We start from the raw sequence: 26512 nt of genomic DNA, 5'->3' as shown, positions 1-26512 counted from the left end.
AGACTTTTAGGAGCTATCTTTATGACGATAAATAATAATCAAGAAACCACTAATACCTTTAATAAAAGCATTAATGATACTGAAGCTAATACAGGTCATGATGCCGCTTTAGATATTGCAACCAGTAAGGTAAAGGATGCTGGTCAATTTGGCAAAGTAGCTGTCGTCTATGGCGGCAGTAGCAATGAGCGCAGCGTGTCATTAGACAGTGGTGCTGCTGTATTGCAGGCGTTACAAAACAATGGCGTTGATGCCGCACATTTCGATCCTAAGCATCAAGACATTACTGAGCTACGTGAATATGATCGCGTGTTCAATGTATTGCATGGTCGTGGCGGCGAAGATGGCCTATTGCAAGGCGTACTGCAATGGTTTGATATCCCGCAGACAGGCTCAGGTATTTTGGCATCAGCACTCGGCATGGACAAAGTTCGTACCAAGCAGTTGTGGCAAGGTTGTGGCTTATCAACAGCACCATTTTCATTACTAACGGCTAATACTGACTGGCAACAAATAGTCAATACGCTTGGGCTACCGCTGATTATTAAACCTGTTCATGAAGGTTCAAGTATTGGCATGACGAAGGTCAATCATCTAGACGAGCTTCCTGCTGCCTATGCGACTGCGGTACAGTGTGGAGATGTCGTGATGGCGGAGCGCTGGATAACGGGTCGTGAGTTTACGATTGTTATCATCGACGATGAAGCTTATCCAGTCATTCGTCTTGAACCTGCTGATATCACGAATTTCTATGATTTTGATGCTAAATACAATCGTAATGATACTAGCTACTATATTCCGTGTGGCTTGAGTCAAGCTGATGAAACGCATTTACAGGCGCTGAGTCTTGCAGCCTTCCGTGCTGTTGATGCAAAAGGCTGGGGACGTATTGATGCCATGCAAGATGAAGCGGGTAATTTCTGGTTACTTGAGATTAATACCGTACCAGGTATGACCAGTCATAGCTTGGTGCCTATGGCAGCTAAAGCGCGTGGTATGGACTTTGATACGCTGTGCTGGCACATTTTATCGCAGACATTATAGGTATAGTTAGGTCAATATAAAAAATAGACAACGGGGCTGGGATAAATTTTTTGCCGCCTCTGTCGGGGCAGGCACAGCAAGCAAGAAAAATTTGTCCCAGTCACGCAGTATAGTACCGTGTACCCATTTTACTCAGTATCGACTATATTTATAGCCAGCCAATAAAATGAATAACATTAAGTAAATGTATCACTAGAGCTGCTCTACCACAACTTCATGTAAACTTGTGTAAATTCGCTGTCACTATGTGGGGTTAGGCTATTGTTTGATCATAAAATACGTTAATATTGTAATCATAGGTCTGTTTTAGTGATATTTATGTCTTTTATGAATACCATTGATAGGTTATTTATGAGTTGAGAAAAATGTTACGTTTAAATGACCGTAAAAGCATCATATAAACCGATTTAGCCAAAGACTTTGATAACATATCCATTAGATAGCTCTCTGCAAAACATACGCAGATTTACATTAACACATAGCATGATCCGTTTTATGCAAATACAGAGACAAAGGTCATTATGGCTCAAACTGTCAACGAGGTAACTGACTTAATGAGTGATAAAGCCCGTCGCCCACATTCCAAATTCCAGCTACCGACTTCGGTCAAATATTGTTTTATGGTATTGGTTTTGGGATTGCTAGTGCTGATATTGATAATGGGTGTCAAAGCATTACGTGATGCGCCTCCAGCTGCCATTTATGTCAGCAATCAAGGTTTAACTGTCACTCAATATCACTCATTACAGCAGGTTATGAATCAGCAAAAGGTCAGCAGTTTTTTTACCTCTGATCTACAAGCATTGAGAGACATTACTACTAGTTTGGCTTGGGTTGATCAAGTTAGCGTCTCGCGCGATTGGCAACGCGGTATCGTCATTACTGCTCTGCCAAAGCAGGCAGTGGCTAATTTTGGTACAGAGCGTTTGGTCGATGCAAAAGGGGTTGTTTTTATCCCTGCTGATAGTAAAGATCTAACGCAAGAAAAATTTGCTACTTTACAAGGCGAGTTAACACAAGCGCCTGTCATTATGCAGCAAATGCAGCAAGTCAATGATTGGTATGCGCCGCTTGGTCTGCAAGTAGCAGATATTATTTTATCGCCAAGAATGACTTGGCTGATTCGTTTTGATAATGGGCTACGTGTTATTGTTGATAATGAAAATACCGCGCAAAAGCTGCTGAATTTGAGCCAACTGCTCGGTAATCAGTTAAGTAAACGCCGAGATGAGATACAGTCTGTAGATTTGCGCTACAAGAACGGCTTTACGATTGCTTGGAATATACCAGAACCAGCTAGTGATGAATCCCCATAGTTACCGATCATCGTGCAAAAAAATTAATGAACAGTGAGCATTTTAGTTTGAACGGTTTTAATTAAACGTAGCAATAAATATACAACATCATAGCGTAGTGATAGCGCTTTTTTTAATGATCTAATGGGAACGTCATTTGTTTTCCTGTTTAGCAATAATTTGTCTGGTACCATGAAAAATACTGAAAATCTAGTTGTTGTCCATTTGAGTGCCACGGCAGTTTATGTCGTTATTGGTAACGTTGTGTCTGTAAAAGACATTCGTATTTTGGGTGTAGGGCAAGTTAAAAACAGCGATTTTTATCAAGGTCAAATAAAGCATCGTGAGCGTTTGCAAGGCGCTATCAAGCAAGCGATTCAAGAAGCAGAAGATACCGCCAATTGCCGCGTCCATAGTGTATGGCTGACGCTAGCAGCGCCTGAGCTGTCTAGTAAAAATAGTGCAGGTGAGGTACGAGTAGAAGATGAAGTCGTACGTGCCAAAGATATGGTACAGGCATTGTCCAATGCTAAATCTCGTGACCTCTCATCAGATTATTATTTGATGCATTGTTGTCAGCAAGGTATCTACGTTGATGATCAAGACTTCATGGTTGATGATGCGATCGAAATGATGGCGCATAATATTACGGTGATGTATCACCTGATGATGATGCCAGTCTCTAGCCGCCAGAATATTCAAAAATTACTGCAAAGTTGTGATGTTGGTATTGACCATATCGTATTTGATGCAGTGACTAGTGCTGAATACAGTTTAATGAGTGATGAGCGACAACAAGGTGTTTGCTTAGTAGATATTGGTGCTAGTACGACCAGTATGTGTGTTTATAAAGAAAACAAGCTGATTTTTACCCATTGTATTGCGACGGGTAGCCATGAAGTAACGATGGATATCTCAGCTGACTTTGGTATCTCAATGATTGAAGCAGAAAAGCTCAAAAAGACCCATGGTACGGTTGATGTCAATAGTGTTGATCCAAGCTCATTTTTTATCTTTAAGCCGCAAGGATCAAATGATGAGATTAATATTGGCGTTTATAACCTAGCACGTATCATCGAAGCTCGTTACGTTCAGATATTTACGGAAGTTGCTCGTCAATTACATGAGGCGGGCCTCATAGGCTATATTGATAAAGGTATTGTACTTACTGGTGGTGGCAGTGCGATTAAAGGAATGATTCCTTTTGCCAAAAAACTGCTGAAAATGCCAGTGGTATTGACCAATACTCACCCTGCGATCAGTGCTTATAATCATTTTGATAATGATGAATCATTTAAGCAGCTTAATACTCAAGTGAATGATCGGGCTTATCAAACGGCATTTGGCACACTACTATATAGTCAAAGTGAGCAGTTCCGCCGTAGTGAAAAAAGTGAATCTAACGCGATTCAAAAAAATCGAGTAACCGGGGTTTTTCAAAGTGCAGGACAACGTTTTGCGAGCGTACTAAAAAAAATCTTATAGCGTTATGTTAAAAGATGCTTATTTATTCAAAAAGTATCTATTTATAAAGCACCTATTTATAAGATTTAAAAATTATAAGATTTAAAGAAGACCTAAATTTTTAAAAGGTCAACACTTTATAAAATGCACCAAATAATTTGATTTAAAAATGATGTAGTATTAAAAGTAATACCCTGATCGGCGATGACATATTTTGTCCAAACTGAACGGTTTAATCCATAGCCCTATTTTATTTAAATACATTTATATATAGTGTGTCGATAGCGCGTTCCATGAGTGCGCTACCACGTATCGAACACTACGCTATCTGCAACTGGAGAATCTTTTTTATGTCAAAATACACCATGCCAGATGATAATCAGCCTCAAAATAACGGCCAAGCAAGCTTCACTGTATTCGGTGTGGGTGGTGGTGGCGGTAATGCGGTTGAACATATGGTACAACAAGGAATTAGGGGTGTAACGTTCGTCTGTGCTAACACGGATAAACAAGCGCTTGACCGTTTAACTGCTCCGCATAAGTTACAACTTGGCGCAAAAACAAATCGTGGTCTAGGCGCAGGTGCGAATCCAGAAGTTGGACGTGAAGCAGCAGAAAGCGAAGAAGATGCAATCCGTGCATTACTTGAACATGCAGATATGGTATTCATCACTGCTGGCATGGGCGGCGGTACTGGTACAGGTGCAGCGCCAGTGATTGCCCGTATTGCTAAAGAAATGGAAGTGTTGACAGTCGCTGTTGTGACCACGCCATTCAAGTTTGAAGGTGGTAAACGTGTCAAAGCCGCCAAAGCTGGTATCGAGCAGCTGACTAACTTCGTCGACTCTATCATTACTATTCCAAATGATAAATTAATGAGTGTCTACGGCAACATCTCTATGCAAGATGCTTTCAAAAAAGCGGATGATGTTTTATTGCATGCGGTTCAAGGTATTGCTGAGACCATCGCTAGCGAAGGTATAATCAATATTGACTTTAACGATATCCGTACAGCGATGACTGCTAAAGGTCATGCAATGATGGGTATTGGCCGCGCAAGTGGCGATGATCGTGCACGTCAAGCGACAGAAAAAGCCATCAGATCGCCATTACTTGATGACCTACGCCTAGAAAATGCAAAAGGTCTACTGGTCAACGTGATTTCTTCTGAGTCATTATCATTGGATGAGCTGAGCAAAATCAGTGTAATCGTTGAAGAAATTACAGATATCGACGATGCTCACATTTTCTATGGTTCTGTGATTGATGAAAAAATGGGTGATGACTTGCATGTAACGGTTATCGCCACTGGTTTGACGCTAGATGAGAATGCAGGTCAAGAGCCTGAAGCAGTGGAGCAGCCAGTTCCTTCTGTAAACAGCACACAGCCTGTTGATCCTAACGTGCATACCAGTGCTCTAAACAGCCAAAAGCAATCGCAAGCTCAGATGTATCAAGACAGTACGGCACGCTCAAACGCACCTCAAGAGCAGCCTAAAACCAAAACCAACAGCATTCAAGACTATCTAAAGCGCCAACAAAACAAATAGTCTTTATAGTGATTACGAATGAGAAAAAGCCAGCGTCGAATCGCTGGCTTTTTTGTGCCGATAGATATTTTTTGCTTATATATCGTCAGTGAAAAGTAATATTGATACATCATGCACTGTTGCTATTAATTTTGCTTGCTTGCTTGCGTAGACAAAGGCTATAAAAAATTGATAGCAGCAGTACCGTCGCGTGCTTAGAGTGTTTTGGCTATCGCTTTTTAATTTTATGCGCTATTCGTTTGTGTTAGGGCAGTCATTAATAAATAGCAGTAGATCACAATCCTCAATTGTAAGAATTTATTTGGCTTCTATCATTTACTTCAAGAAATTTAGATCAATAAAGTACCAAAATACTCATAATTTAATGACGATAAGTGTTATCAATCAAGGACATAAACAAAATAGCAGATTTTAACTCTAGCGAACTAGGGGCGGGTAATGATACACTATGGCAATTGTAACAAAATATGTGAGAAAGCAGCCATGAACCAAAGAACCCTAAAAACTGCGATAGCTGTTACAGGTATTGGTCTCCATAGTGGTCAGCCTGTTGACTTAGAGTTTCATCCGCAGCCAGTTGATACTGGTATTGTTTTCGAGCGCTCTGATATCGAAGGCAGCCAACCCATTCCTGCCAGTGCCTTTTTAGTACAAGATACGATGATGTCATCAAATCTAGTATTTGGTGGTACCCGTGTTGGTACGGTTGAGCACTTGCTAAGTGCCATTGCTGGACTTGGAGTGGACAACCTGTTAGTTCGTGTCTCTGCCTCAGAGATACCGATTATGGATGGAAGCGCTGCACCTTTCGTTAGAATGTTACTTGACGCAGGGTTTTGTGAACAAGATGCTTTAAAGAAGTTTATTAAAATTATACGACCAGTCCGTGTAAAAGTAGAGGACAAGTGGGCAGAATTGCGTCCTTACGAAGGGTTCGAGCTAAATTTCGAAATTGACTTTGATCACCCTGCTTTTGATAAAAACTTTCAGCATGCACAGTTGCAGTTTTCTACGAAAAACTTCGTGGAGCAATTAAGTTCAGCACGTACTTTCGGTTTTTTACGCGATATCGAAGCTTTGCGTCAGAACAATTTAGCGCTGGGTGGCAGTATGGAAAATGCTATCGTCATTGATGAGGCCAATATCCTTAATGCAGAAGGTTTGCGTTTTCATGATGAGTTCGTACGCCATAAGATTTTAGATGCTTTGGGAGACTTATATCTGATTGGTTATCCAATTTTGGGTCGCTTTAATGCGTATAAATCTGGTCATGCCCTAAATAATTTATTGGTGCGCGAAATACTATCTGACCGTGATAACTTTGAAATTGTAACTTTTGATGACAATGTAACATGCCCTATCGAGTATTTACCTCTAACAGATTTAGCCGTTGAAGGATGAATACACGAACATACACGAAGTATCGAAACATTTACGCAATATTACAAGATCAGCCTATAATTACATTCTTATAATATTCTAATTTTTGAATATAAGCATTAGATTGCTTTTATAATTATGCGTTAAGGTAGATAGTATAAAAGGTGTGGATGATTTAAAAATCATCTGTTGGTGACATTCATGATATGGATGGAGCTGACAGATGATTTTTTTTATTTAAGTCATTACAAAAACCCAGCGCGGAAAGCCAAATTTCACGTTTTTATTTACATAACTTTACATAGTAACGGTGAGCTTTTCAATGATTTGCGAGGCGCAAAAGTGCTTTTTTGAGATTTTCATCAGTGGTGACATGCTCTGCGGCCTGTGATATAGTCCGCTTTGTGTTCTGGCTAAGCACCTGATTTCCATCGATTTCAAGAGATTTTGATAAAGTTCCTGATAATGATGAAGATCGTTTGGCTAGATGATTATTAGCAGATGTATTGGCTACTACGACGCGAATTTGCTTGAGTTGTTTAAATGTAATCGACTGCTCCGTCAAAATTCGCAAGTAAGCACTCTGTAAATAGCGGATATGGTTAGCAGCAGTTACGGATCCTACACTGAGTGTCAATTGCTCAGAGGTAAAGCCTACGACCCAACAGGTACTAAGGATTTCCTCAGGTAGACAATCTATCAATAACTCTTTTACTTCATTGGTTGTTTTTATATATAACCGCATGTTGCCAGCAAGAGTTTGAGGTAGCGCACTACCAGCAAAAGCTTGATGATCGATAAGTTTGGCGAGCCGATTGGGCTGTTTTTTTGACATCGTAATGACTCATCTAGTAGTAGGTGACAAAGCCGATATTGATAACAGACATGCTAAAAGCGATGCATAGCAAACGATCTAAGAGATATTTGACTACTCTAATAATGATATGAGTATTAGTCACTTTAGAAAAAAGAGTGGGCTGTTGTAATAAGGATTTTATCATGTTTGTTTCATGATTATATCTTCTAAATTAATTGATGCTTTGTCACGGATGACGAGCGGTCTTGTATTAACAATAGGTAGTAAATTTATGAAACAAGCTTTATTGATTTTGTCAGTAATGGGAATGGGTATAGCACAGGCGAGTGGTGCTGTCGAAACGACCTTTCAACCAAATAATACCTTGAGTCATACCATCACAAATATTTCTACTTCTGCGAACTACGGTTCTAGTCGCAATATCTATAGCACTAACAGTGGTGCTCATGTATATAGCAACGATGAGATCAGTCAAGCAATCGATAACTTAAGTGCTCATGCCAAGCAGAAAGAATATAAGCTTGCTTCACTGACCAGTCGTTTGTCTTACGAACAACGTCAGCAGCAAGCCAGTAAAATCCCAGATCGTTATTCTGCTCCGGCTATTGCAGCGGCTCGTGCTTCAAGCGTGGCTCTATCAAGAAGCTCTGGCTACTGTGCCCGCTACGTGCGTAAAGCGCTACAATTAGCTGGATATGAATTTACGCCCAATCCTTCAGCGTATCAGTATGCCTCTCGTGGCACACTCAGCAATGCAGGCTTTAGTAAAATCAGTAATGATATGCCGCCACAAGTCGGTGATGTTGTAGTATATGACGGTAGCTCAAAGCATCCGCATGGTCATATTCAGATTTTTGATGGTAATGATTGGATATCTGATTTCCGCCAAAACAGCATCAGCCCATATAGCGGCGTCTATAACTATACAACGTGGCGTGATTCACAATATGTTGACGATGCCTCAGATCGTGGTATCTACCTTGCTATGGCTGACAAATAACAGGCTACCAAGCACTTTTAGTCATTGTTAAGTTGTAATGATTGTTATGTTGACCGTTTTCTTTAAACTCAGTAATGTCCTTTTTGACGTACTGAGTTTTTTTGTGTTTAAGATATTTGTGCTTAAGATAATAGTGATTATTATTAAACGTAATTAAAACTGATTCTATTCCGCAGATTATTGGACGCGGGTGTTTTCTCAATTCAAGCAATTATATCTAAATGGGCTAAAGATTAAATTTTAACCAATAATCTTGATTGTGAAAGTCAGGCGGGGAGGCGTGGCTCGGTGCAAAATACAAGGCAGTCTTGCCTAACTGTAGGATCACGCAAGGATGTATGTGCTCAATAGTCATACCGTTGATGGCATATCGCTCATTGGGTAATTGCAGTAAAGGCACACCGAAGCGCCGCTCGTATTTATAAATTTTGGATGCTGTCGAGTCATCATTAAATGATTTCTGCGCCAAGTTGTCCGTCCAATTGATATGAGCACGAGTGTGTCCATCCGCTTGATACAGAGGCATGGGCGGCAAAGTAGCAGGATGACGATAATGCTCAAACTGATAGAGCGCGTAACGCCCATCCGGACTAGCGTTAACTTCAATATAGGACTCTGTAGCATCAGCGTTAGCAATATATTTGTCATTCGCCAGACGTCCCGTGATAAAGCATTCAAGACAAGTTTCTTCCCACAGGTAATCAGAAAAACTGACTTGCGCTGATTGCCACGTCGGCCAGTTAAGTTGCGTTGTCAAAGATTCGGTTGGTAAGGTAACTTGATAGGTTAGCTGTAAATGCAACGCTGGCTTTTGAACAATGCTGGCACTGACACGAACGCAAATACGAGTTAAGTCTTCTACGGTCACGCCAATTTGGAGTGCATCATTCGCTATCGTGTCAGTGGCTAGGTATAGGCTAAAAGTTTGGCTCATAATCTGATAGCACTCGAAATAATAATAAGAAAAAATGACATCTGCTTTTTGGTATATAGTAGATGCACTATAAAACAAACACAGTACTACTGGGATAAGTTTTGCGTCGCCTCTGTCTGCGCAGACACAGTAAGCAAAGAAAATTTATAACAGCAGCGTGTGATAATATTTGACCTTATTTTATTTAGAATTAACCATATAAAAGACGGTCAAACTTATAATAAGCAGATAATGTAAAAGCCGCGAGCAATTTGCGCGCGGCTTTTAGGTTTCATTGTCACTACATCGCATTGTCACTACATCGCATCGTCACTATATTGTAATGACGAATCAGCGATATAAGCTATGACAGTATGTTATTTAAACTAAGCGCACCATTACGAGCTACTGTGCGTGACGTGCTAGGTTAGATAGTTTCGGATTGGCATTTGGGTTTTGACGTAGTAATAGTGCCATACGACCAATTGAATGAATCAAAGAAGCCTTAGCAGCAGTAGCAATCTCAGCACCAATCACATCACGCTCTTCTTTGGTGCCTGCCGGTAGTTTGATCTTGATAAGTTCATGATCGGATAAGGCACGATCAATCTCTTCTGTGATAGTCGGAGTAATGCCTTTGTTGCCAATCATGACAATAGGTTTAAGCTCGTGACCAATGCCTTTCAGACGTTTAATTGTAGCGTTATCGAGTTGCATAAAATTCCTAGATGTTGGTAAAAATAAAAGAGTGTGCTAATAAGCGCAGTTAATGGCTATTATAGATAACCTATGGTCATCTTGCATGAGATGAGTAGGATTTTGCACGATTTTACGTGATGAAAATGTTAAACTGAATATTTGGTCACATTATAAACGCTACTGTCTTATAAATCAGTGTTTTAACCAATAGAATTTGGCTTTCTAAGGTTATAAAATAAAAGAACAGACTGATAGATGAGATATTTAGCGTAATTAAACCCATATTTAAAGTGTTTTATAAAGAAAACCGCTATTTGACAAGTATGTAATAGTCTTTGCAAAGTAATAGGAGCAGGTATTTTGGCCACGCGTATTGAAAATAAAAAATTGTCAAAAAGTAGCAGTGCTTGGATGAAAGAGCATATTGACGATCATTATGTGCAAAAGGCTCAAAAAGATGGCTACCGTGCTCGTGCGGCCTATAAGTTACTAGAAATCAATGAAAAGACCAATCTGATCAAAAAGGGCATGACAGTAGTAGACTTGGGCAGCGCACCTGGCAGCTGGTCGCAAGTCGCCAGTCAGCTGGTGGGCGAAAAAGGCGTATTGATTGCTTCTGATATTTTACCAATGGATGCGCTTGCTGACGTGACCTTTATCAAAGGTGACTTTCGCGAAGCAGACGTGTTTGATTCCATTATGGCAGAGGTTGGTGATAGACAAGTCGATGTGGTATTGTCGGATATGGCGCCCAATACCGCTGGCAATAGTGCGATAGATCAGCCGCGTATGATGTACTTATGTGAGCTTGCCGTGGAATTTGCATTAGCAACCTTACCACAAGGTGGCGCACTTATTATGAAAGTGTTTCAGGGCGAAGGTATACAAGAATTACGCAAGCAGATGCAGAATGATTTTAGTAAAATTCGTAGTATCAAACCGGGCGCTTCTCGACCACGTTCAAAAGAGATGTTTTGGATAGCTATCAAATAAATGGTTTTGATTTCAATACGTTGTTTTGATCAAACACGGTTTAACTGGTAAAAATGTCGCTTGATTGTCTACCGTATTAAAATAGCTACAATCGTTAACTGAATAAAAGTGAAACCTGCTTGAATTATGCAGGAAAATACCACATATCATGATATATTAACTTTGCCTTCAGCAAAGTCGTCTAATAATAACTGCTTTATAAGTTTATTTATTGCCAATAAAGATATGAATCATATCTATGACTTGTTGAAAATCTAATTGTACTGGGTGTAGATAGAACAAACTGGTGCAATACGTTTAAGATACTGGGCAAATAATAAGTAATACGTTTATAGACGTCACGTGTTTAGTAAACACACCAATAAGTAAGGGATGGGAATAACTAGTGAGCGACATGGTAAAAAATACCTTATTGTGGCTGGTGGTAATCGGCGTTTTAGTACTGGTGTTTAGCGGCTTTGACAAATCGTCTGAGCCTGATAACCTCAACTACTCTGAATTTGTGACCGCTGTGTCAGAAAATCAGGTGGCCAGTGTTGAAATTGATGGCGAACAGATCACCGGCGAAAAGAAAAACGGCTCATCATTTGAGACCGTGAGACCAGCGGTGGCTGACGAGCAGTTAATGCCAATATTACGCGAGAACAAAGTTGAGGTTCAGGGAACTGCACCGAAACGTCAAAGTGTGTTGATGCAATTGCTGATAGCCAGTTTCCCAATTTTGCTAATTATTGGTCTATTCTTATTCTTTATGCGTAATATGCAGGGCGGTGCTGGCGGTAAAGGCGGCGGTCCAATGAGCTTTGGTAAGTCAAAAGCCAAAATGCTGACCGAAGACCAAATTAAGGTCAATTTTGATGACGTTGCTGGTTGTGAAGAAGCCAAAGAAGAAGTCGTTGAAGTTGTCGAGTTCCTACGTGATCCTGATAAATTTACCAAACTTGGTGCGACGATTCCTCGTGGTATTTTGATGGTAGGTCCACCTGGTACTGGTAAAACGCTATTAGCGAGAGCCATTGCTGGCGAAGCTAAGGTGCCATTCTTCTCAATTTCAGGTTCTGATTTTGTTGAGATGTTCGTTGGTGTTGGTGCGTCGCGTGTCCGTGACATGTTTGAACAAGCCAAAAAAAGCGCGCCTTGTATCATCTTTATTGATGAGATTGATGCGGTCGGCCGTCATCGTGGTTCCGGCATGGGCGGCGGTAATGATGAGCGTGAGCAAACCCTTAACCAATTGCTAGTTGAAATGGACGGTTTTGAAGGTAATGAAGGCGTTATCGTCATCGCTGCTACTAACCGTGCTGATGTTTTGGATAAAGCACTGTTGCGTCCAGGCCGTTTTGACCGTCAAGTGCAGGTTGGCTTGCCAGATATCAAAGGTCGTGAGCAAATACTAAAAGTGCATTTGAAAAAACTGCCAAATACGACCAGTGTCAATGCCAACTCATTGGCTCGTGGTACACCCGGATTTACGGGCGCGCAGCTTGCAAACCTTGTAAACGAGGCAGCGTTATTTGCTGCCCGTCGTAGCAAGAGAAGCGTCGATATGAATGACTTCGAAGACGCTAAAGACAAGCTATACATGGGTCCTGAACGTAAATCTATGGTGATACGTGAAGAAGAACGCCGTGCGACTGCTTATCATGAGTCGGGTCATGCTTTAGTGGCTGAATTGCTTCCGGGTACAGACCCTGTGCATAAAGTCACTATTATGCCACGTGGTTTTGCACTTGGTGTCACTTGGCAGTTGCCTGAACATGACCAAACCAGTATGTATAAATCAAAAATGCTGAGTGATATTGCTATTTTATTTGGTGGTCGTATCGCAGAAGAGGTTTTCATCAATCAGATGTCAACCGGTGCTTCTAATGACTTTGAACGTGCGACTAAGATGGCACGAGCGATGGTGACTAAATACGGTATGTCAGACGCGCTGGGCATCATGGTCTATGAAGATGATGACAACTCACAAGGTTACTTTGGTGGTGGCGGTCGTACAATTTCTGAGGCCACGCAGCAAAAAGTGGATGACGAAGTTCGTCGTATGTTAGAGGAGCAGTATGATATCGCTCGCGAACTGATCGAAGGCAATCAAGAAAAAATGCATGCAATGGTTGATGCTTTGATGAAATGGGAAACCATTGATCGTGATCAGTTGCAAGACATCCTAGCAGGTGAAGACCCACGTCCGCCTAGAGTGTATCAGCATAGCGAAGTAAATTTAGCAAAAAGCGATGTAAAAACAACGGGAGCAACACCGCCTCCGCTACCAGCGATGTAGTCTTTCGCTCATTGTTAGTTACCAGAAAAAGCCCTTTTTTATAAAGGGCTTTTTTGTTGGCGTCATTTCAGGAAGGATTTAGGACAGAATAAGATTTACTGTTATCATAAGCATAGAAAATAATAACTAAAATGTTTTTGTAACACTTACTTATGATGGATTGATTATGTCACTATTTCAGCCTTTACCCAGTTACAAGATATCAAGTCGGGGTAAAACTTTAGATTTATCCCAACCACATATCATGGGAATTCTGAATGTCACGCCAGATTCGTTTTCAGATGGGGGACAGTTCAATGCTGTGGACAAAGCCGTGGCACATTGTCAGGAGATGATAGAGGATGGAGCGACCATCATCGATATTGGTGGTGAATCTACTCGTCCAAATGCAGATATTGTGGCCACTAGCGATGAGATACAGCGTGTTGTGCCAGTGGTTCGAGCAATCAGGCAGCATTGTGGAGATGATATTTGGTTGTCTATTGATACCAGTAATCCAAACGTTATGCAGGCCGCTTTTGAGGCGGGGGCTGATATCTGGAATGATGTTCGAGCGCTTAAACGAGAGGGCGCAATAGCGTTAGCGGCTGAACTTGATATACCAGTTATGCTCATGCATATGCGAGGTGAGCCGACCACGATGAATAATCTCGCACATTATGACGATGTGGTTAGTGAAGTAAGTGCAGAGCTGGTAGCGCGCATTCAGGAAGTCACAAGTCTTGGAGTCAAGCACGAGAAAATAATTATTGACCCCGGATTTGGCTTCGCTAAAAATTATCAACATCATTGCGCTCTGTTGAGCCAACTTGAAAAGTTACAGTCGCTTGGATTACCAATGATGTTTGGTATTTCGCGTAAGCGTTTTTTAGCGGAAGTACTCACCAATAGTGGCGTTGCGTCGATGGCTACGACCCAAGCGATAGAGCGTGATCCAGCAGGAACGATTGCTGGTATTTTTGCGCTACAGCAAGGAGCAAGTATCATTCGAACTCATAATGTGGCTATGATGCAGCAAGCAGTGACGTTATGGAGCCAATTGTCTGAGTATACGTATAGTCAATCCTAAATAAAATCAGTACAAATACTATCACGCGCTATTGGTATAAATTTTCCTTGTTTGCTGCGCCTTTGCAGACAGAAGCGGCGCAAAATTTAGCCATTTTAAGACCATTAAATGATTAAGTGTGCTAATTGATGACATGCTTTAGTATTATTTGATACATTTGACGCTATTGTTTAACGTTATAAATGTTTTTATCTGCTATTTAATCACGAAAGATAAATTCTCAAACCCATTGTAAACACATTATCAAAAACTATTTAAATAAATGAGATCATCACTATGACAATGACAGCTCAACCAGAACCAACCAATGAACAGCGCCGTATTATCTATCAGGCACGCCGTGGACTAAAAGAATTGGATTTTTATATCGACCTTTATGTTAAAGAGCGGTATCTAATAGCAGACCCTGCTGAGCAAGTAACCTTTGCCCAAATGCTGACTCATGAAGACCCTGATTTATTAGATTATTTTACCAATCAAAATCGTCCCGAAGACGATGACATATGGGCGTTAGTTAATAAAATTAAGACATGGCGTCATACTAGAGATTTGACTTAATTATTATCTCCTAGTTCAAGATAAGGGCTTTGAGCTTCTGATTGCCTATCAGTTTAATATTCTCTTTGGCGCTTACATATGATCTCAGTAACCTCCTTGCGTATTGACACTGCTATTCAGCCTACCAGCCATTTACGCTTGTTACTGTATATTGGGTTGACCTCTGCTATGGTTTTATTGACATGGCTTGCTTCCTTGGCGTTATGGCAGTATGTTTTTATTTTGATCATTGCGGCCGCTATTACCGCTTATTTAGCATTATCACGGCCAATACTGCTGCATCTTAGCCAGCCACCGATTAGCCAGCGTATCGATAAACAATGGCAACTATTGATTCGTACAGGTCGCGGTGATGAATTATGGCAGGCGAAATTAATCGCTGTCCATGGCTATCAGTGGGTAATGAACATTGAATTCTATATTTTAGAACCTTATCAGCGCTCTTTATCAGTGACCATATTTCGTGATCAAGTAAACGCGAAGCAATGGCGAGAGTTGAGTATTCTAACCAATGTGTGTTCTGAAAAAATCTAACAATTAATTTAACGGTTCTTTACTACTCTACATTTGAGTCTTTCCTCTACGTGCTTACGAACGCCTACATGTCATAACAAAACACCTATCTCGATGGTAAAAAATATTTGTTATATTCTAGGGCAACAATAGAATATATAAGCCAGCGATTCTCTTCAAGAATGTTCTAATTGCTAAAGGTTAACACTTATCAAATATTATGGCGTTCAAAATATTTGGAACGAAGTCTTGGCTTATTGATAATAAATAATGGAAAAGGAGCAAATCATGAGTTTATTAGGAAGTTTGGTTAGTCAAGTGGCACGTAGTGCGATGAATCCAGAAGATTCGCAATGTAATCCAGTCAACCAGCGTACCACCCCGCGTCGTACTGGTGGTCTTGGTGACATATTGGGTAGTGTATTAGGTGGTGGCAGTCAAGCAGAGGGTTACAATCCAAAGCAGTACGATCGTCAGTCAGATAATGGTTTTGGTTTGGACGATATCATAGGTGGGCTTACTGGTGGCAATCAGCGGAGTGGCACCAGTTCAGGTACTGGCGGCTTAGGCGACATTTTAGGAAGCGTTTTGGGTGGTCAAAGCAATAAAGGCGGCTTCGGCGGTAAAGGTATGCTCGTTGCTATGTTGATGCCAATGGTACTAAGCTGGATCAAAAATAATGGCGGTGTAAGCGGTGCATTATCCAAAATTACTGGTATGGGCTATGAAAACCAAGCGCGCTCTTGGATGAGTAATCAAGAAGACAACGACAATCTTGATCCAAATGAAATCCGTCGTTTATTTGATGAAAATGAGATTCAACAAGTTGCTGCTCACACAGGTGCCAATGACGCAGAAGTACGTCAAGGTCTCTCAGAGCTATTGCCAGAAGTTATGAACCAGTTAACACCGAATGGCAACTTGGATAATGAAACGGAAGCTAATACAGAGATTGATGAGATTATGGGTCGATTGTCTAGCCGACTGAGTAATTTAAAATAAGCTTTCAATTTACAATAAAATTCTATTTTAAAATAGTTATATAGTTCAAAAATTAATCAAAAAAGAGTGCATCTAGTGATGCAATCTTTTTTTGTGTTTAGTACATGATTTCTGTTTGAAGCAACGTTAATTTTACCTATCGATACTATAATCTAAAGAGATATGTTAAAAATGGTAAACAATAGTAAAATGATTACATAAACCTTATAAGATGGTTATTAGATTGATTCAAATTCTCTTGCAGTATTTATTATTTTAGGGATGCTTTGTAAGAGACAGCTTTCTGATGGTAAAAGCACTTTACAAGGATACTTCTTCATGCCCTTTAAACCAGTCCAAGCGGCTATAGCCATCTCAGTTGGTTTAATAATTTGGTTTGTCATTCCCGTCCCTGATGGCGTTACAGTGGATGCGTGGCACATGTTGGCACTGTTCATTGCCACTATTGTCGCGATCATTGGTAAAGTATTACCCATTGGCGCGATTGCTATCATTGCCATTACTTTGGTAGCGCTGACAGGCGTGACAAGCAATAGCCCGAAACAAGCCATTAGCGATGCATTATCAAGCTATTCAAGCCCTTTGATTTGGCTAATTGGTATCGCAGTAATGATATCGCGTGGATTGATAAAAACTGGCTTGGGTCGGCGTATTGCTTATTACTTTATCTCTATTTTTGGTAAAAAAACCATTGGCGTGGCTTACTCTTTAGCAGCGGCAGAGCTGATGATAGCACCTATTACGCCCTCCAATACCGCACGTGGTGGGGGAATTATTCATCCTATTATGAACTCAATTGCCCATAGCTTTCATTCAACGCCAGAAGATGGTACTCAAAATAAGATGGGTCGCTATTTGGCGATGGTCAACTACCACGCAAATCCCATCACTTCTGGTATGTTTATTACTGCCACTGCTCCAAACCCTTTAGTCGTAGACCTCGTAAATAAAGCGACAGGTGGTGACATTCAGTTGTCATGGACGACGTGGGCAGTAGCGATGTTTTTGCCAGGTATGCTTTGTTTGTTAATCATGCCATTGGTCATTTATATGATTTATCCACCTGAGGTTAAAGTAACACCTGATGCAAAGGGCTTTGCAAAGGATAATCTGGCAGAAATGGGGCAAATCAGTAATCAAGAAAAAATCATGCTCGGTGTATTTGGCATTATGCTGTTATTGTGGGCGAATATTCCTGCACTAATTTTAGGTAAACAGTATAGCGTTGATGCTACTACGACCGCTTTTATTGGCTTGACGACATTGATATTAACTGGGGTGCTGACTTGGGATGACATTTTAAAAGAGAAGTCTGCATGGGATACCATTATTTGGTTCGGTGCTCTGATTATGATGGCAGGTTACCTTAATGAGCTTGGTTTGATTGCCTGGTTTTCAGGCAGTATCGAATCTCTAATTGGTACAACTGGAGTAGGCTGGGTAGGCGCAGTGACTATTTTGACTTTAGTATACTTATATATACATTATTTCTTCGCCAGTACTACGGCTCATATTACAGCGTTATTTGCAGCATTTTATGCGGTAGGGCTAACATTAGGAGCACCGCCAATGCTATATGCCTTAATTTTGGCAGCAGCGGGTAATATTATGATGACCTTGACGCACTATGCGACGGGCACTGCACCAGTTATTTTTAACTCTGGCTATGTAACATTAAAAGAGTGGTGGAGCATTGGCGCGATTATGAGTGTGGTGAACTTAGTTGTTTGGATAGGTTCAGGTCTGATTTGGTGGAAAGTACTTGGCTATTATTAAGAAGTAAACTTATATGCTCTAAATAATTAAGGACATTTATAACTAGACATACTCAGTTTCAAAGAGAACCCACTAAAAGCGTTCGTCTAACGTGTCTAACGTATAGTTAAGTGCATCAAAACAGACATCAGTATTAAATCCTCTGTATTGCAAAAACCGCAATTGGCGCGCTTTGTCTTTTTGCTCAATAGGTATATCGTCGCCATACTTTTTGGTACGTGCGGCGACTGCCAACTTCAGCCAATCGACACCGTCAACTAAACTGTCTACGTTGTCATCTACAAATTCGCTGAACTCATCAGACTCGGCGTTGGCCATATCAATAAGCTCATCAATATTATTGGGCATAGCAATCTTCTTACGATAAAACTCTTGCTTGATGCGTCCACGTCCACGACCTTTGCGAATATTTTCACGGATCAGCATCAACGTGGTGCGGTAATCACTTTGATAGCCTTTTTCTTCAAACTCATCGAGTAGGGCATCGATCTTGTTTGGGTCTTGTTCTTTATCGATCAGCTTTTGTTTTAGTTCAGCCTTGCCATATTCACGACGTGATAAATAGTAAAATGCCAACCAACGCAGACGACTTTCAGCCTTAATCGCATCGACGTCTGCTTGTCGTTGTTCAGGTGTGCGTAAATACGCTTTTAAGGCAGCGGGTAAGTTATCGGCTTGGCTATCTGAGTCACTGTCATTCGTCGCTGCTAACGCAAGTGGTTGCGTCGAGCTTTCTGCAGAGGAATCAAGACCAATAATGGAGTCGCTCTCGTCTTCAGTCCCATGAACGTTGCTTTTTACTTCTGCCAGCATCTCTTTGATGCTTTGCGCGGCAGGCGGCTGATAAGCAGGCACATCGCTAGACTCAGCTGTAAAATTAGCAGCTGGATGAAAGCGTTTTTTAGGTTTTTTGGACTTGGGAGGTTTTTTTATATTAGAGAAGTGCTCATTGGTTGCCTCTACTTCAAGGCTAGAGTCATCAATTAATGAATGGTCTTTACGAGAATAAGTCGAGCGTTTGAATATTTTAGCCGATGGTTTAGGCTCATCTTTATATAAGTGCTTAGAAGGTTTTTTTGATTTAGAATGGATGTTACTCGCTGAATCGGTATCCGATTCAGCAAGTATTTCAGCTAAGGTTTTAATTTTCATAACGAGTCATGATTATTGATAGCAGTGGACAGTTAAGCCGTTATTATACAGGTTCAGAAGCAAGATCTTCATTGGCTTCATTAGAGTCCTCTGCTTTGGCTTCTTTTTTCGATCCAAGCTTTTCATCACGAATTTTATCTTCGATCTCTTTTGCAATAGCAGGATTTTCTTTTAAGAACAACACCGAGTTGGCTTTGCCTTGACCGATTTTTTCATCGCCATAGCTGTACCAAGAACCTGCTTTGCCAACGGCGCCAATCTCAACACCCAAATCAATGACTTCCGCTAAATGATTAGTACCTTCACCGTAGGTAATTTCAAATTCGGCTTGGCGGAATGGCGGTGCCATTTTGTTTTTGATAACTTTAACACGGGTTTGGTTACCAATAATTTCATCACCGTTTTTGACGGCACCGATACGGCGTATGTCCATACGTACTGAGGCGTAGAACTTAAGCGCATTACCGCCAGTCGTGGTCTCAGGACTACCGAACATAACACCAATTTTCATACGGATTTGGTTAATAAAGACCACCATACAGTTAGAGCGTTTGGCGTTACCAGTGATTTTACGTAGTGCTTGACTCATAAGGCGTGCTTGCAGTCCCATGTGTGAGTCGCCCATTTCGCCCTCAATCTCTGCACGCGGAGTCAACGCTGCAACTGAGTCGATAACGATCATATCAACCGCGCCAGACCGCACTAGCATGTCGGTGATTTCAAGCGCTTGCTCACCGTTGTCAGGCTGAGAAAGTAGTAGGTCATCCGTGCTCACGCCAAGCTTGCGTGCATAAACGGGATCTAGTGCATGCTCAGCATCAATAAAGGCACAGACACCGCCTTGCTTTTGGCATTCTGCAATCGCCTGCAGCGTCATTGTGGTTTTACCAGAGCTTTCTGGGCCGTAAATTTCAACGATACGGCCTTTTGGTAAACCACCAATGCCAAGGGCAATATCCAGACCTAATGAGCCTGTCGATACCACATCAACGTCCATAATGGCAGAGTTATCGCCTAAATGCATGATGGTATTTTTACCAAATTGTTTTTCAATTTGACCTAATGCTGCTTTGAGAGCTTTGGCTTTATTGTCGTCCATACTGGCTTCCTTGTTTGCAATAATGAATTTGAAACGATTAACTTTAATGCTATAAATGAGATATCTGTAAGATTAAAAGCAACGGTTATTAAAAATGATTGAGCAATCATGCTGACTGTCACTTAAAGCCTTATTCAAAGCGCTAAATATTATTAACGTTTTGCCAAGATAAGTAAGTTGTTATGTTAGTTAGAGAGTGATATTTAAAATATCACCCCACTATACAGTAAAATTAAATAATGAGAGTAGTAAAATTAAGTCCATAGTTAGTAGCCGCCATCGCAATTTTTGAGTTATGTTATTCTCAATAATGACGAACCCATCTCTACAGCGCTATTAATTAGATAAGGCAATTATAACAAAATCCAAGAGCCATATAGAGCATGAAATTATGCTAAACGACATCAGCTGTCGCATGTTATAAACTTTGTTATTTCATAGAAGAGTCGATAATCAATTGTTAGTTTTGGACATTATAACTAGGATGTTTGTCAATAGGTTCGGGACTTGTCCACAATGAATAAAGTGTCTTTTATTTACAGATTGTGAAACATTTGTGACAATAAAATTTTTTTAGAGAATATTAAAAATAATTTTTTATAGATAGATAAATAGTTTAAGTTATTGATTTAAAAAGTTTTTTAAATTGTACAAAAAATGAACGATTTTACCTAGCCCTTTATTCTATCTAGGAAAAATCTTGTCAAGTAGCGACTTATACACAGGGTTATCCACAGCTTATGGGGAGAACTCACGAAACCCTTATAGTGTCATTGATTGAGTAGATAGTTGATGTCACAAGATAGGCATACATTATTTTTTTGGTTCTTATATAAATGGATATTCGTAAAGAAAGTGCCTAATCATAGCGATGTTTCACGTATGAAAATATTATCCATTTTTTTATAAAAACATATCTACAGCCTGTAGATTAAGGGGTATGGCTAGAAAATGAGTAGATATTATCCTCTAATCTTATAAATTCTCAATTAGCAAGTACAAAAAAGCGGCTAAATATCTTAGCCGCTTTATCAAAAAAATATTGAATGTAAAGCGATAAAGGTCACGCTTTGATATAGATTAAATCCCAAACACCATGTCCGCGCTCTAAACCACGGCGCTCAAATTTGGTCATTGGACGAAAGTCAGGACGGTCAGTGAAGTTGCCAATACCTGCTTGATTGGTCAATCCTGCAAATCCATCTAAGACTTCAACCATCCAGAACGCATAATGCTCCCAATCAGTGGCTGTATGGAACCATCCACCTTGCTTTAAGCTATGAGTAACGATGGCCATGCGTTCAGCACTGACGAAACGACGTTTGTAGTGACGCTTTTTTTGCCAAGGATCAGGGAAGTAAAGCTGGATACGATCGATATGGTTTTCTGGTAGTTGTTTAAGCAGCTGAATGGCGTCACCATTGATGATTTTGACATTGGTCAAACCTTGAGTGCCTGCCATATAAGCGCACTTACCAATACCCGGCTCATGCACTTCGACGCCAACGAAGTTACGGGTAGGCTCGGCTGCTGCCATCTCGATGAATGAATCACCCAGTCCAAAACCAATCTCTAAGGTGAGTGGGGCTTCACTGCCATTCGGGCTATCCGTGAATAGTGAGCGCAAGTTATCAATACCATCGAGATTGCCATCACCGAAACTATTATTGACCAGATACGCTGAAAATGCTGGATCAGTCAAAGCCAGCTCGGCATTTTTATTCATGTGCGTACGCCGCTTCATAAACGTATTAACGATACGAATATGCTTATCAGCGGTAGGCTCTGTCTCATTACTGGCACTGGTATCAATATCGATAGGTTTGTTAGTGCGACTAAGGTTTTGCTCATCAGTAATAGGATTACTGTCGGCGTTATCATTGATATCAGGATGTTGACTCATAGGATTTATAAAGCTTAATTAGGTGGGTAAGATTGACTCATTATAAGTTAAATCGATACAACTGTGAACGTACAATCTGATTTTAGCGCGTTTGCTACTGACTTCTCTGATTTCTCTATGCTATGCAAGGGTTTTGGCGTTACCATATAATAATCGTTGATAGCGTATTTTTTCTAGAAACCCATAGAGCGTATTGCCATGCTATTTATTGAGACGGACTCGCCGCCACCATTTTATCAAGAACAACTGACTCCTGCCAAGCGTAAGAAGCTGGATAAAGGGTTCATCGGTCATCGTACCCAGCCTTATTATCTTAAACGCTTCGAGCAGTTTGATACGCAAGGTTATCTGTCCCCAAAATGGCACTGGGCCGCGTTTTTTGTCACCTTTCCTTGGCTACTATATCGTAAGCGTTATATGGATGCGATTGTCTATAGCGTGGCAGGATGGTCATTTATTCAGCTCAATATTGTGATTATATTGGTCGCATTTGAATTTGTGGCGATGTCTTATATTCCTGATGCTTATCAGATGGCCATACGTGTCAGCATTGCCGCAGTGATTTGGCTGTTTTGGTCATTTATGGTAGCACGCTGGACAGACGCTTATTATTACCGAATGGCGCGCCGTGAGATTGCAGATGCTCTCAATGATTATCCGCAAGATGAGGCGGCACAACAAGCGCATTTGCGCCGAGAAGGTGGGGTAAGTTTATTTGGTTTAGGCTTGGGGTTTGGGTTTTTCGCGTTTGCTTTAATAGTGATTAAGGTGCAGTTTTTGCCCATTATCGCTAAGCCAAAAGCGAACGAGGTACTGTTTGACGCTTATGACACGGCCAAAACAGCACAAAATCGTGTGGCATTGATTTATCAGCAAACAGGCCAATGCCCAATAAATTTGCCTTTAGACATAGACACGCAGCAAGTAAACATTGATATCGATACCAAAGTCGCTGGTGTCGCAGAAACCGATTGTGCGGTCATTGCGACCATTCAGGATGTTAAGTTCCCTATACGCTATCTGAATAATCAGACGCTAATCTTTTACCATGTATCTGGTAGCGATAATTGGGGCTGCATGAGTTCATTAAATAAAAAGCAATCGCCCCCAGGTTGTAATGCTAATTAGATAGAGTCGATACTGAATAAAATGGAGACACGACACTATACTGCGTGACTAGGACAAATTTTTCTTGCTTGCTGTGCCTGCGCAGACAGAGGCGACAAAAAATTTATCCCAGCCCCGTTGTCTCTTTTTTATATTGACCTGGCTATATTTATAACGATTAATTTTTAGAATCAGTCGCGAGATCGTCTTCATCATCAACTGCGGTCGCTTGGGTTTTTAGAGCATTTTGGAACTCACTCAAATCTATTTTTCGGGATTTATAAATGTCTTCATCAAATAAACTTTCTAGCTCTGTCATCGCCGATTGCGCCGATTCAATCATACTGGCTTCATCGTCATAGATAGCTTGCTGACGTTCAATTAAATCATCATCGTAGTCGCGGAATGTTTGCACTGTCTCGCGTGCCTTTTCAGGCGAGATGCCAAGCAGCTGTAGCGACTCACGTGACATATCCAAAGACGTTAAGTAAGTCTCACGCCAGATATGACGCACACCAACCTCACGTAAACGATAATAATGCTGACGGTCACGAGCGCGCGCTAAGACCACCATGTCTGGATAATTTTTACGCAAGTATTGAGCGGTCGTAATAGAACGCTCTAAATCATCAATAGCGAGAATAAATATGCGTGCTTTTTTGATACCAGCGGCGCGTAGTATTTCTGGATTTTTGGGATCACCATAATAGACTTGATTACCAAATTTGCGGACGAAATCTACACGATTTGCAGAGCGCTCGATAGCGGTAAATTCGATATTATGCATACGCAATACACGACCGATAATCTGTCCGACGCGTCCGAAACCAGCAATAATTACCTGATGTTCGTGGTCTGGAATGGTATCGTACTCGCGGCTTGGTTTGTTTTTGGCAAATATAGGTTCGCCTACTTTTTCAAGCAATAAAAAAGCCAATGGCGTAAGTGCCATAGAGATGGTTACGATGAGGTTTAGCGTATTGGCCAGCTCAGGTCTTAATACATTTTGGGCAGTCGCCACACTGAACAACACAAAGGCAAATTCACCACCTTGAGCGAGCGTGACACCCAGTCTGATACTGGTCGGCCAGCGATTGCCTGATACTTTTGCAATCCCTGTAATGACACCGAATTTGATCAGCATCAATCCTATGGCGCAGCCAATAATAAATAAAGGCTGTGCCAAAATGAGTTTAACATCGGTCAGCATGCCGACTGACATAAAGAACAGTCCTAGTAATAGCCCTTTAAAAGGCTCAATACTGGCCTCTAATTCGTGGCGATACTCAGAATCTGCTAGCAATACGCCTGTCAAAAATGCCCCTAGCGCCATCGAAAGACCGATCTGTCCCATCAAAATAGACACGCCCATCACGATAAATAGCGCCACTGCTGTCAGTAATTCTGATGCCCCGCTTGACGCGACAAACTTAAAAAATGGTCGAATAATATAACGACTGGCAAAAATGAGTCCAGCAAAAACGGCGAAAACCTTACCAAAATAAATCAAATCATAGCTTTGTTCGCGCACGCCCGACAAGAATGGAATGACGGCAAGTAATGGAATAACAGCAATGTCTTGGAATAATAAAATCGTAAACGCTTCACGACCGTGGGTACTTGAAAGCTGCTGTTTTTCGGTCAATATCTGTAATACAAAAGCAGTGGAGGAGAGCGCGAGGCCAAAGCCAACGATAAAAGCCGTATCGATTTGCAAGGCAAAAAACTGAACTAAAAGCCACATTAACAATGTGCCAGTAAGACCAACTTGCAAACCGCCAAGGACAAATATAGAACGTCGTAATGCCCAAAGCCGTGAAGGCTGTAGCTCGAGCCCGATGATGAACAGCAGCATCACCACACCAAATTCAGAAAAATGCAATAAGCTCTCAGCATCGCCTGCTACATCTAAAGCACTTGGCCCCAATATCAGTCCTGTAATGAGGTAGCCTAACACGGTCGCGATACCGAAGCGTTTGCCAAGAGGTACAAAGAGCAGTGCTGCGCCCAAGAAAATCGTAGCTTGTAACATTAAATTTGGTGAGCCGGCGGCGGCAGCGAACATCTTGTATCCTCAAGGGTGGTGATAAAATAAGCAATATAAAGCGGCAATGATAAAAATAATATAGTGATAAAAAAATATAGTGTCGACGTAAGTTATTTCTTACGATAAATTTTCCAAATGCCATTATCCGCAAGCGGATTAATATAAGCGTCATTACGGCGCTTACGCGGCGTTTGGCGACTGTCTATGATTTTAAATTCAGGCAAAGCATGAACGATAAGTCCTGTGCGATAAAAGCGGACGCGCTCAGGTTCCAACATCTCACCCTTGTTATCGCGGCAAAAAACATACGCTCGCAAATCAATAAACTCACGATGCGCCACCAATCGCGCTTCATCATCATTGTCAAACACTGCTGTCATACGCGCAATTTCATCAGCGGTATAATCACCACATTTATCGGTAAGTGCACCTACCGAGCCAAAACTTTTGGATTCTTTGGCGAAAGTTTTGGTCAGATGCAAGCGTTGAACATGATAGATAAACTGTGGTATCTCAAGGCTGGCTGGTAATGACAGATAGTCAGGTGGTAGATTGGCAGCGGGATAAAACGTCATCGCACGCTCCAGCAAAGGTTGCCATCGCTGCTGATACGTCTGAACCTCGGCTAGGTTGCCTTCGTAAATAGGCATATCACGAATTTGACGTAAAATATCAGGTGGGAACTGCTCATTACGAAAGCGATCAATGTCTTCTTGCAGCGTTGACAGTAAAACCTTGGCGTGTTTTTTGCCGTCTTTTGATAGGGGATCTTCGATATAATCGGGAGCGACAAAGGCTGCTGAGCGTTTAGACATAGTGATGTATCACCAATAGATAAATAAAAAATATT

22 protein-coding genes are annotated in these 26512 nt (G+C 41.1%); 14 read left to right on the top strand and 8 right to left on the bottom strand.

From position 1 onward, the window contains the following. The first annotated feature begins 21 nt into the window (after window positions 1-21). From JMX48_RS00835 to lpxC, 5 genes are all read left to right on the top strand, one after another. Window positions 22-1044 carry a D-alanine--D-alanine ligase gene (locus tag JMX48_RS00835; RefSeq protein ID WP_227687832.1) on the top strand — a complete coding sequence of 341 codons (1023 nt, stop codon included), beginning with the start codon at window positions 22-24 and terminating at the stop codon, window positions 1042-1044. 521 nt (window positions 1045-1565) lie between these two features. Continuing rightward, window positions 1566-2360 carry a cell division protein FtsQ/DivIB gene (locus JMX48_RS00830; RefSeq protein ID WP_201533257.1) on the top strand — a complete coding sequence of 265 codons (795 nt, stop codon included), beginning with the start codon at window positions 1566-1568 and terminating at the stop codon, window positions 2358-2360. 171 nt (window positions 2361-2531) lie between these two features. After that, window positions 2532-3824, top strand: a complete 1293-nt coding sequence (ftsA, locus tag JMX48_RS00825; protein ID WP_201533255.1) for a cell division protein FtsA — start codon at window positions 2532-2534, stop codon at window positions 3822-3824. 329 nt (window positions 3825-4153) lie between these two features. Continuing rightward, window positions 4154-5353 (top strand): cell division protein FtsZ, encoded by a 1200-nt coding sequence (gene ftsZ, locus JMX48_RS00820; RefSeq protein ID WP_201533253.1) that lies wholly within the window; start codon window positions 4154-4156, stop codon window positions 5351-5353. A 483-nt stretch (window positions 5354-5836) separates the two neighbouring features. Further along, window positions 5837-6754: a UDP-3-O-acyl-N-acetylglucosamine deacetylase gene (gene lpxC / locus JMX48_RS00815; RefSeq protein WP_201533251.1), complete on the top strand. Its 918-nt coding sequence runs from the start codon at window positions 5837-5839 to the stop codon at window positions 6752-6754. Window positions 6755-7052: 298 nt separating this feature from the next. On the opposite strand, the gene JMX48_RS00810 is transcribed toward lpxC, so the two are convergent. Then, a complete protein-coding gene (locus JMX48_RS00810; protein ID WP_201533249.1) occupies window positions 7053-7568 on the bottom strand; it encodes a hypothetical protein in 516 nt (171 codons plus the stop codon). A 253-nt stretch (window positions 7569-7821) separates the two neighbouring features. Here JMX48_RS00810 and JMX48_RS00805 point away from each other — a divergent pair, with 253 nt between their 5' ends. Further along, window positions 7822-8550: a CHAP domain-containing protein gene (locus JMX48_RS00805; protein WP_201533247.1), complete on the top strand. Its 729-nt coding sequence runs from the start codon at window positions 7822-7824 to the stop codon at window positions 8548-8550. A gap of 226 nt (window positions 8551-8776) precedes the next feature. On the opposite strand, the gene JMX48_RS00800 is transcribed toward JMX48_RS00805, so the two are convergent. Together JMX48_RS00800 and JMX48_RS00795 are read right to left on the bottom strand one after the other, a co-directional pair. Next, the gene (locus JMX48_RS00800) at window positions 8777-9484 is read right to left on the bottom strand and encodes a hypothetical protein (protein WP_201533245.1); all 708 of its coding nucleotides are present in this window, start codon (window positions 9482-9484) and stop codon (window positions 8777-8779) included. Window positions 9485-9868: 384 nt separating this feature from the next. Next, entirely contained in the window at window positions 9869-10180 is a 312-nt protein-coding gene (locus tag JMX48_RS00795; RefSeq protein WP_201533243.1) for a YhbY family RNA-binding protein, read from the bottom strand. A 342-nt stretch (window positions 10181-10522) separates the two neighbouring features. Between JMX48_RS00795 and JMX48_RS00790 the strand changes: the two genes are divergently transcribed. From JMX48_RS00790 to JMX48_RS00760, 7 genes are all read left to right on the top strand, one after another. After that, window positions 10523-11155 (top strand): RlmE family RNA methyltransferase, encoded by a 633-nt coding sequence (locus JMX48_RS00790; protein WP_201533241.1) that lies wholly within the window; start codon window positions 10523-10525, stop codon window positions 11153-11155. A 385-nt stretch (window positions 11156-11540) separates the two neighbouring features. Next, window positions 11541-13436, top strand: coding sequence for an ATP-dependent zinc metalloprotease FtsH (ftsH, locus tag JMX48_RS00785; protein ID WP_320158137.1), 1896 nt, complete (start codon window positions 11541-11543; stop codon window positions 13434-13436). A gap of 166 nt (window positions 13437-13602) precedes the next feature. Then, complete coding sequence (gene folP, locus JMX48_RS00780; protein ID WP_201533239.1) at window positions 13603-14505, top strand: dihydropteroate synthase; 903 nt, start codon at window positions 13603-13605, stop codon at window positions 14503-14505. Between the two features lie 276 nt (window positions 14506-14781). Continuing rightward, window positions 14782-15063 (top strand): succinate dehydrogenase assembly factor 2, encoded by a 282-nt coding sequence (locus JMX48_RS00775; protein WP_201533237.1) that lies wholly within the window; start codon window positions 14782-14784, stop codon window positions 15061-15063. Between the two features lie 78 nt (window positions 15064-15141). Further along, the gene (locus tag JMX48_RS00770; protein ID WP_201533235.1) at window positions 15142-15597 is read left to right on the top strand and encodes a hypothetical protein; all 456 of its coding nucleotides are present in this window, start codon (window positions 15142-15144) and stop codon (window positions 15595-15597) included. 267 nt (window positions 15598-15864) lie between these two features. Next, window positions 15865-16578: a YidB family protein gene (locus tag JMX48_RS00765; protein WP_201533233.1), complete on the top strand. Its 714-nt coding sequence runs from the start codon at window positions 15865-15867 to the stop codon at window positions 16576-16578. Window positions 16579-16896: 318 nt separating this feature from the next. Then, window positions 16897-18354 carry an anion permease gene (locus JMX48_RS00760; RefSeq protein WP_201533231.1) on the top strand — a complete coding sequence of 486 codons (1458 nt, stop codon included), beginning with the start codon at window positions 16897-16899 and terminating at the stop codon, window positions 18352-18354. A 72-nt stretch (window positions 18355-18426) separates the two neighbouring features. Here JMX48_RS00760 and JMX48_RS00755 read toward each other — a convergent pair whose 3' ends face one another. The 3 genes from JMX48_RS00755 to trmB all read right to left on the bottom strand — a co-directional run bounded on the left by JMX48_RS00755 (window position 18427) and on the right by trmB (window position 22508). Further along, a complete protein-coding gene (locus JMX48_RS00755; RefSeq protein WP_201533229.1) occupies window positions 18427-19506 on the bottom strand; it encodes a regulatory protein RecX in 1080 nt (359 codons plus the stop codon). A gap of 43 nt (window positions 19507-19549) precedes the next feature. After that, a complete protein-coding gene (gene recA / locus JMX48_RS00750) occupies window positions 19550-20605 on the bottom strand; it encodes a recombinase RecA (RefSeq protein WP_201533227.1) in 1056 nt (351 codons plus the stop codon). Window positions 20606-21668: 1063 nt separating this feature from the next. After that, entirely contained in the window at window positions 21669-22508 is an 840-nt protein-coding gene (gene trmB / locus JMX48_RS00745; protein WP_201533225.1) for a tRNA (guanosine(46)-N7)-methyltransferase TrmB, read from the bottom strand. Between the two features lie 198 nt (window positions 22509-22706). Between trmB and JMX48_RS00740 the strand changes: the two genes are divergently transcribed. Continuing rightward, window positions 22707-23636, top strand: a complete 930-nt coding sequence (locus tag JMX48_RS00740) for a DUF2628 domain-containing protein (RefSeq protein ID WP_201533223.1) — start codon at window positions 22707-22709, stop codon at window positions 23634-23636. Window positions 23637-23793: 157 nt separating this feature from the next. Here JMX48_RS00740 and JMX48_RS00735 read toward each other — a convergent pair whose 3' ends face one another. Both JMX48_RS00735 and JMX48_RS00730 read right to left on the bottom strand, forming a co-directional pair. Continuing rightward, window positions 23794-25680 (bottom strand): monovalent cation:proton antiporter-2 (CPA2) family protein, encoded by a 1887-nt coding sequence (locus JMX48_RS00735; RefSeq protein WP_201533221.1) that lies wholly within the window; start codon window positions 25678-25680, stop codon window positions 23794-23796. A 92-nt stretch (window positions 25681-25772) separates the two neighbouring features. Further along, a complete protein-coding gene (locus JMX48_RS00730; protein ID WP_201533219.1) occupies window positions 25773-26477 on the bottom strand; it encodes a hypothetical protein in 705 nt (234 codons plus the stop codon). Window positions 26478-26512 lie beyond the last annotated feature (35 nt).

It is taken from the genome of Psychrobacter immobilis, from assembly GCF_904846225.1.
In the GTDB taxonomy this organism is placed as follows: Bacteria; Pseudomonadota; Gammaproteobacteria; order Pseudomonadales; family Moraxellaceae; genus Psychrobacter; species Psychrobacter immobilis_F.
Note: the sequence above shows the minus strand (reverse complement) of the source record. Positions and strands in the feature narration are given on the sequence as shown.

Coding starts and splice junctions, on each gene's coding strand:
- JMX48_RS00835 (WP_227687832.1), top strand. CDS start 22: ATGACGATAAATAATAATCAAGAAACCACTAATACCTTTAATAAAAGC.
- JMX48_RS00830 (WP_201533257.1), top strand. CDS start 1,566: ATGGCTCAAACTGTCAACGAGGTAACTGACTTAATGAGTGATAAAGCC.
- ftsA (WP_201533255.1), top strand. CDS start 2,532: ATGAAAAATACTGAAAATCTAGTTGTTGTCCATTTGAGTGCCACGGCA.
- ftsZ (WP_201533253.1), top strand. CDS start 4,154: ATGTCAAAATACACCATGCCAGATGATAATCAGCCTCAAAATAACGGC.
- lpxC (WP_201533251.1), top strand. CDS start 5,837: ATGAACCAAAGAACCCTAAAAACTGCGATAGCTGTTACAGGTATTGGT.
- JMX48_RS00810 (WP_201533249.1), bottom strand. CDS start 7,568: ATGTCAAAAAAACAGCCCAATCGGCTCGCCAAACTTATCGATCATCAA.
- JMX48_RS00805 (WP_201533247.1), top strand. CDS start 7,822: ATGAAACAAGCTTTATTGATTTTGTCAGTAATGGGAATGGGTATAGCA.
- JMX48_RS00800 (WP_201533245.1), bottom strand. CDS start 9,484: ATGAGCCAAACTTTTAGCCTATACCTAGCCACTGACACGATAGCGAAT.
- JMX48_RS00795 (WP_201533243.1), bottom strand. CDS start 10,180: ATGCAACTCGATAACGCTACAATTAAACGTCTGAAAGGCATTGGTCAC.
- folP (WP_201533239.1), top strand. CDS start 13,603: ATGTCACTATTTCAGCCTTTACCCAGTTACAAGATATCAAGTCGGGGT.
- JMX48_RS00775 (WP_201533237.1), top strand. CDS start 14,782: ATGACAATGACAGCTCAACCAGAACCAACCAATGAACAGCGCCGTATT.
- JMX48_RS00770 (WP_201533235.1), top strand. CDS start 15,142: ATGATCTCAGTAACCTCCTTGCGTATTGACACTGCTATTCAGCCTACC.
- JMX48_RS00765 (WP_201533233.1), top strand. CDS start 15,865: ATGAGTTTATTAGGAAGTTTGGTTAGTCAAGTGGCACGTAGTGCGATG.
- JMX48_RS00760 (WP_201533231.1), top strand. CDS start 16,897: ATGCCCTTTAAACCAGTCCAAGCGGCTATAGCCATCTCAGTTGGTTTA.
- JMX48_RS00755 (WP_201533229.1), bottom strand. CDS start 19,506: ATGAAAATTAAAACCTTAGCTGAAATACTTGCTGAATCGGATACCGAT.
- recA (WP_201533227.1), bottom strand. CDS start 20,605: ATGGACGACAATAAAGCCAAAGCTCTCAAAGCAGCATTAGGTCAAATT.
- trmB (WP_201533225.1), bottom strand. CDS start 22,508: ATGAGTCAACATCCTGATATCAATGATAACGCCGACAGTAATCCTATT.
- JMX48_RS00740 (WP_201533223.1), top strand. CDS start 22,707: ATGCTATTTATTGAGACGGACTCGCCGCCACCATTTTATCAAGAACAA.
- JMX48_RS00735 (WP_201533221.1), bottom strand. CDS start 25,680: ATGTTCGCTGCCGCCGCCGGCTCACCAAATTTAATGTTACAAGCTACG.
- JMX48_RS00730 (WP_201533219.1), bottom strand. CDS start 26,477: ATGTCTAAACGCTCAGCAGCCTTTGTCGCTCCCGATTATATCGAAGAT.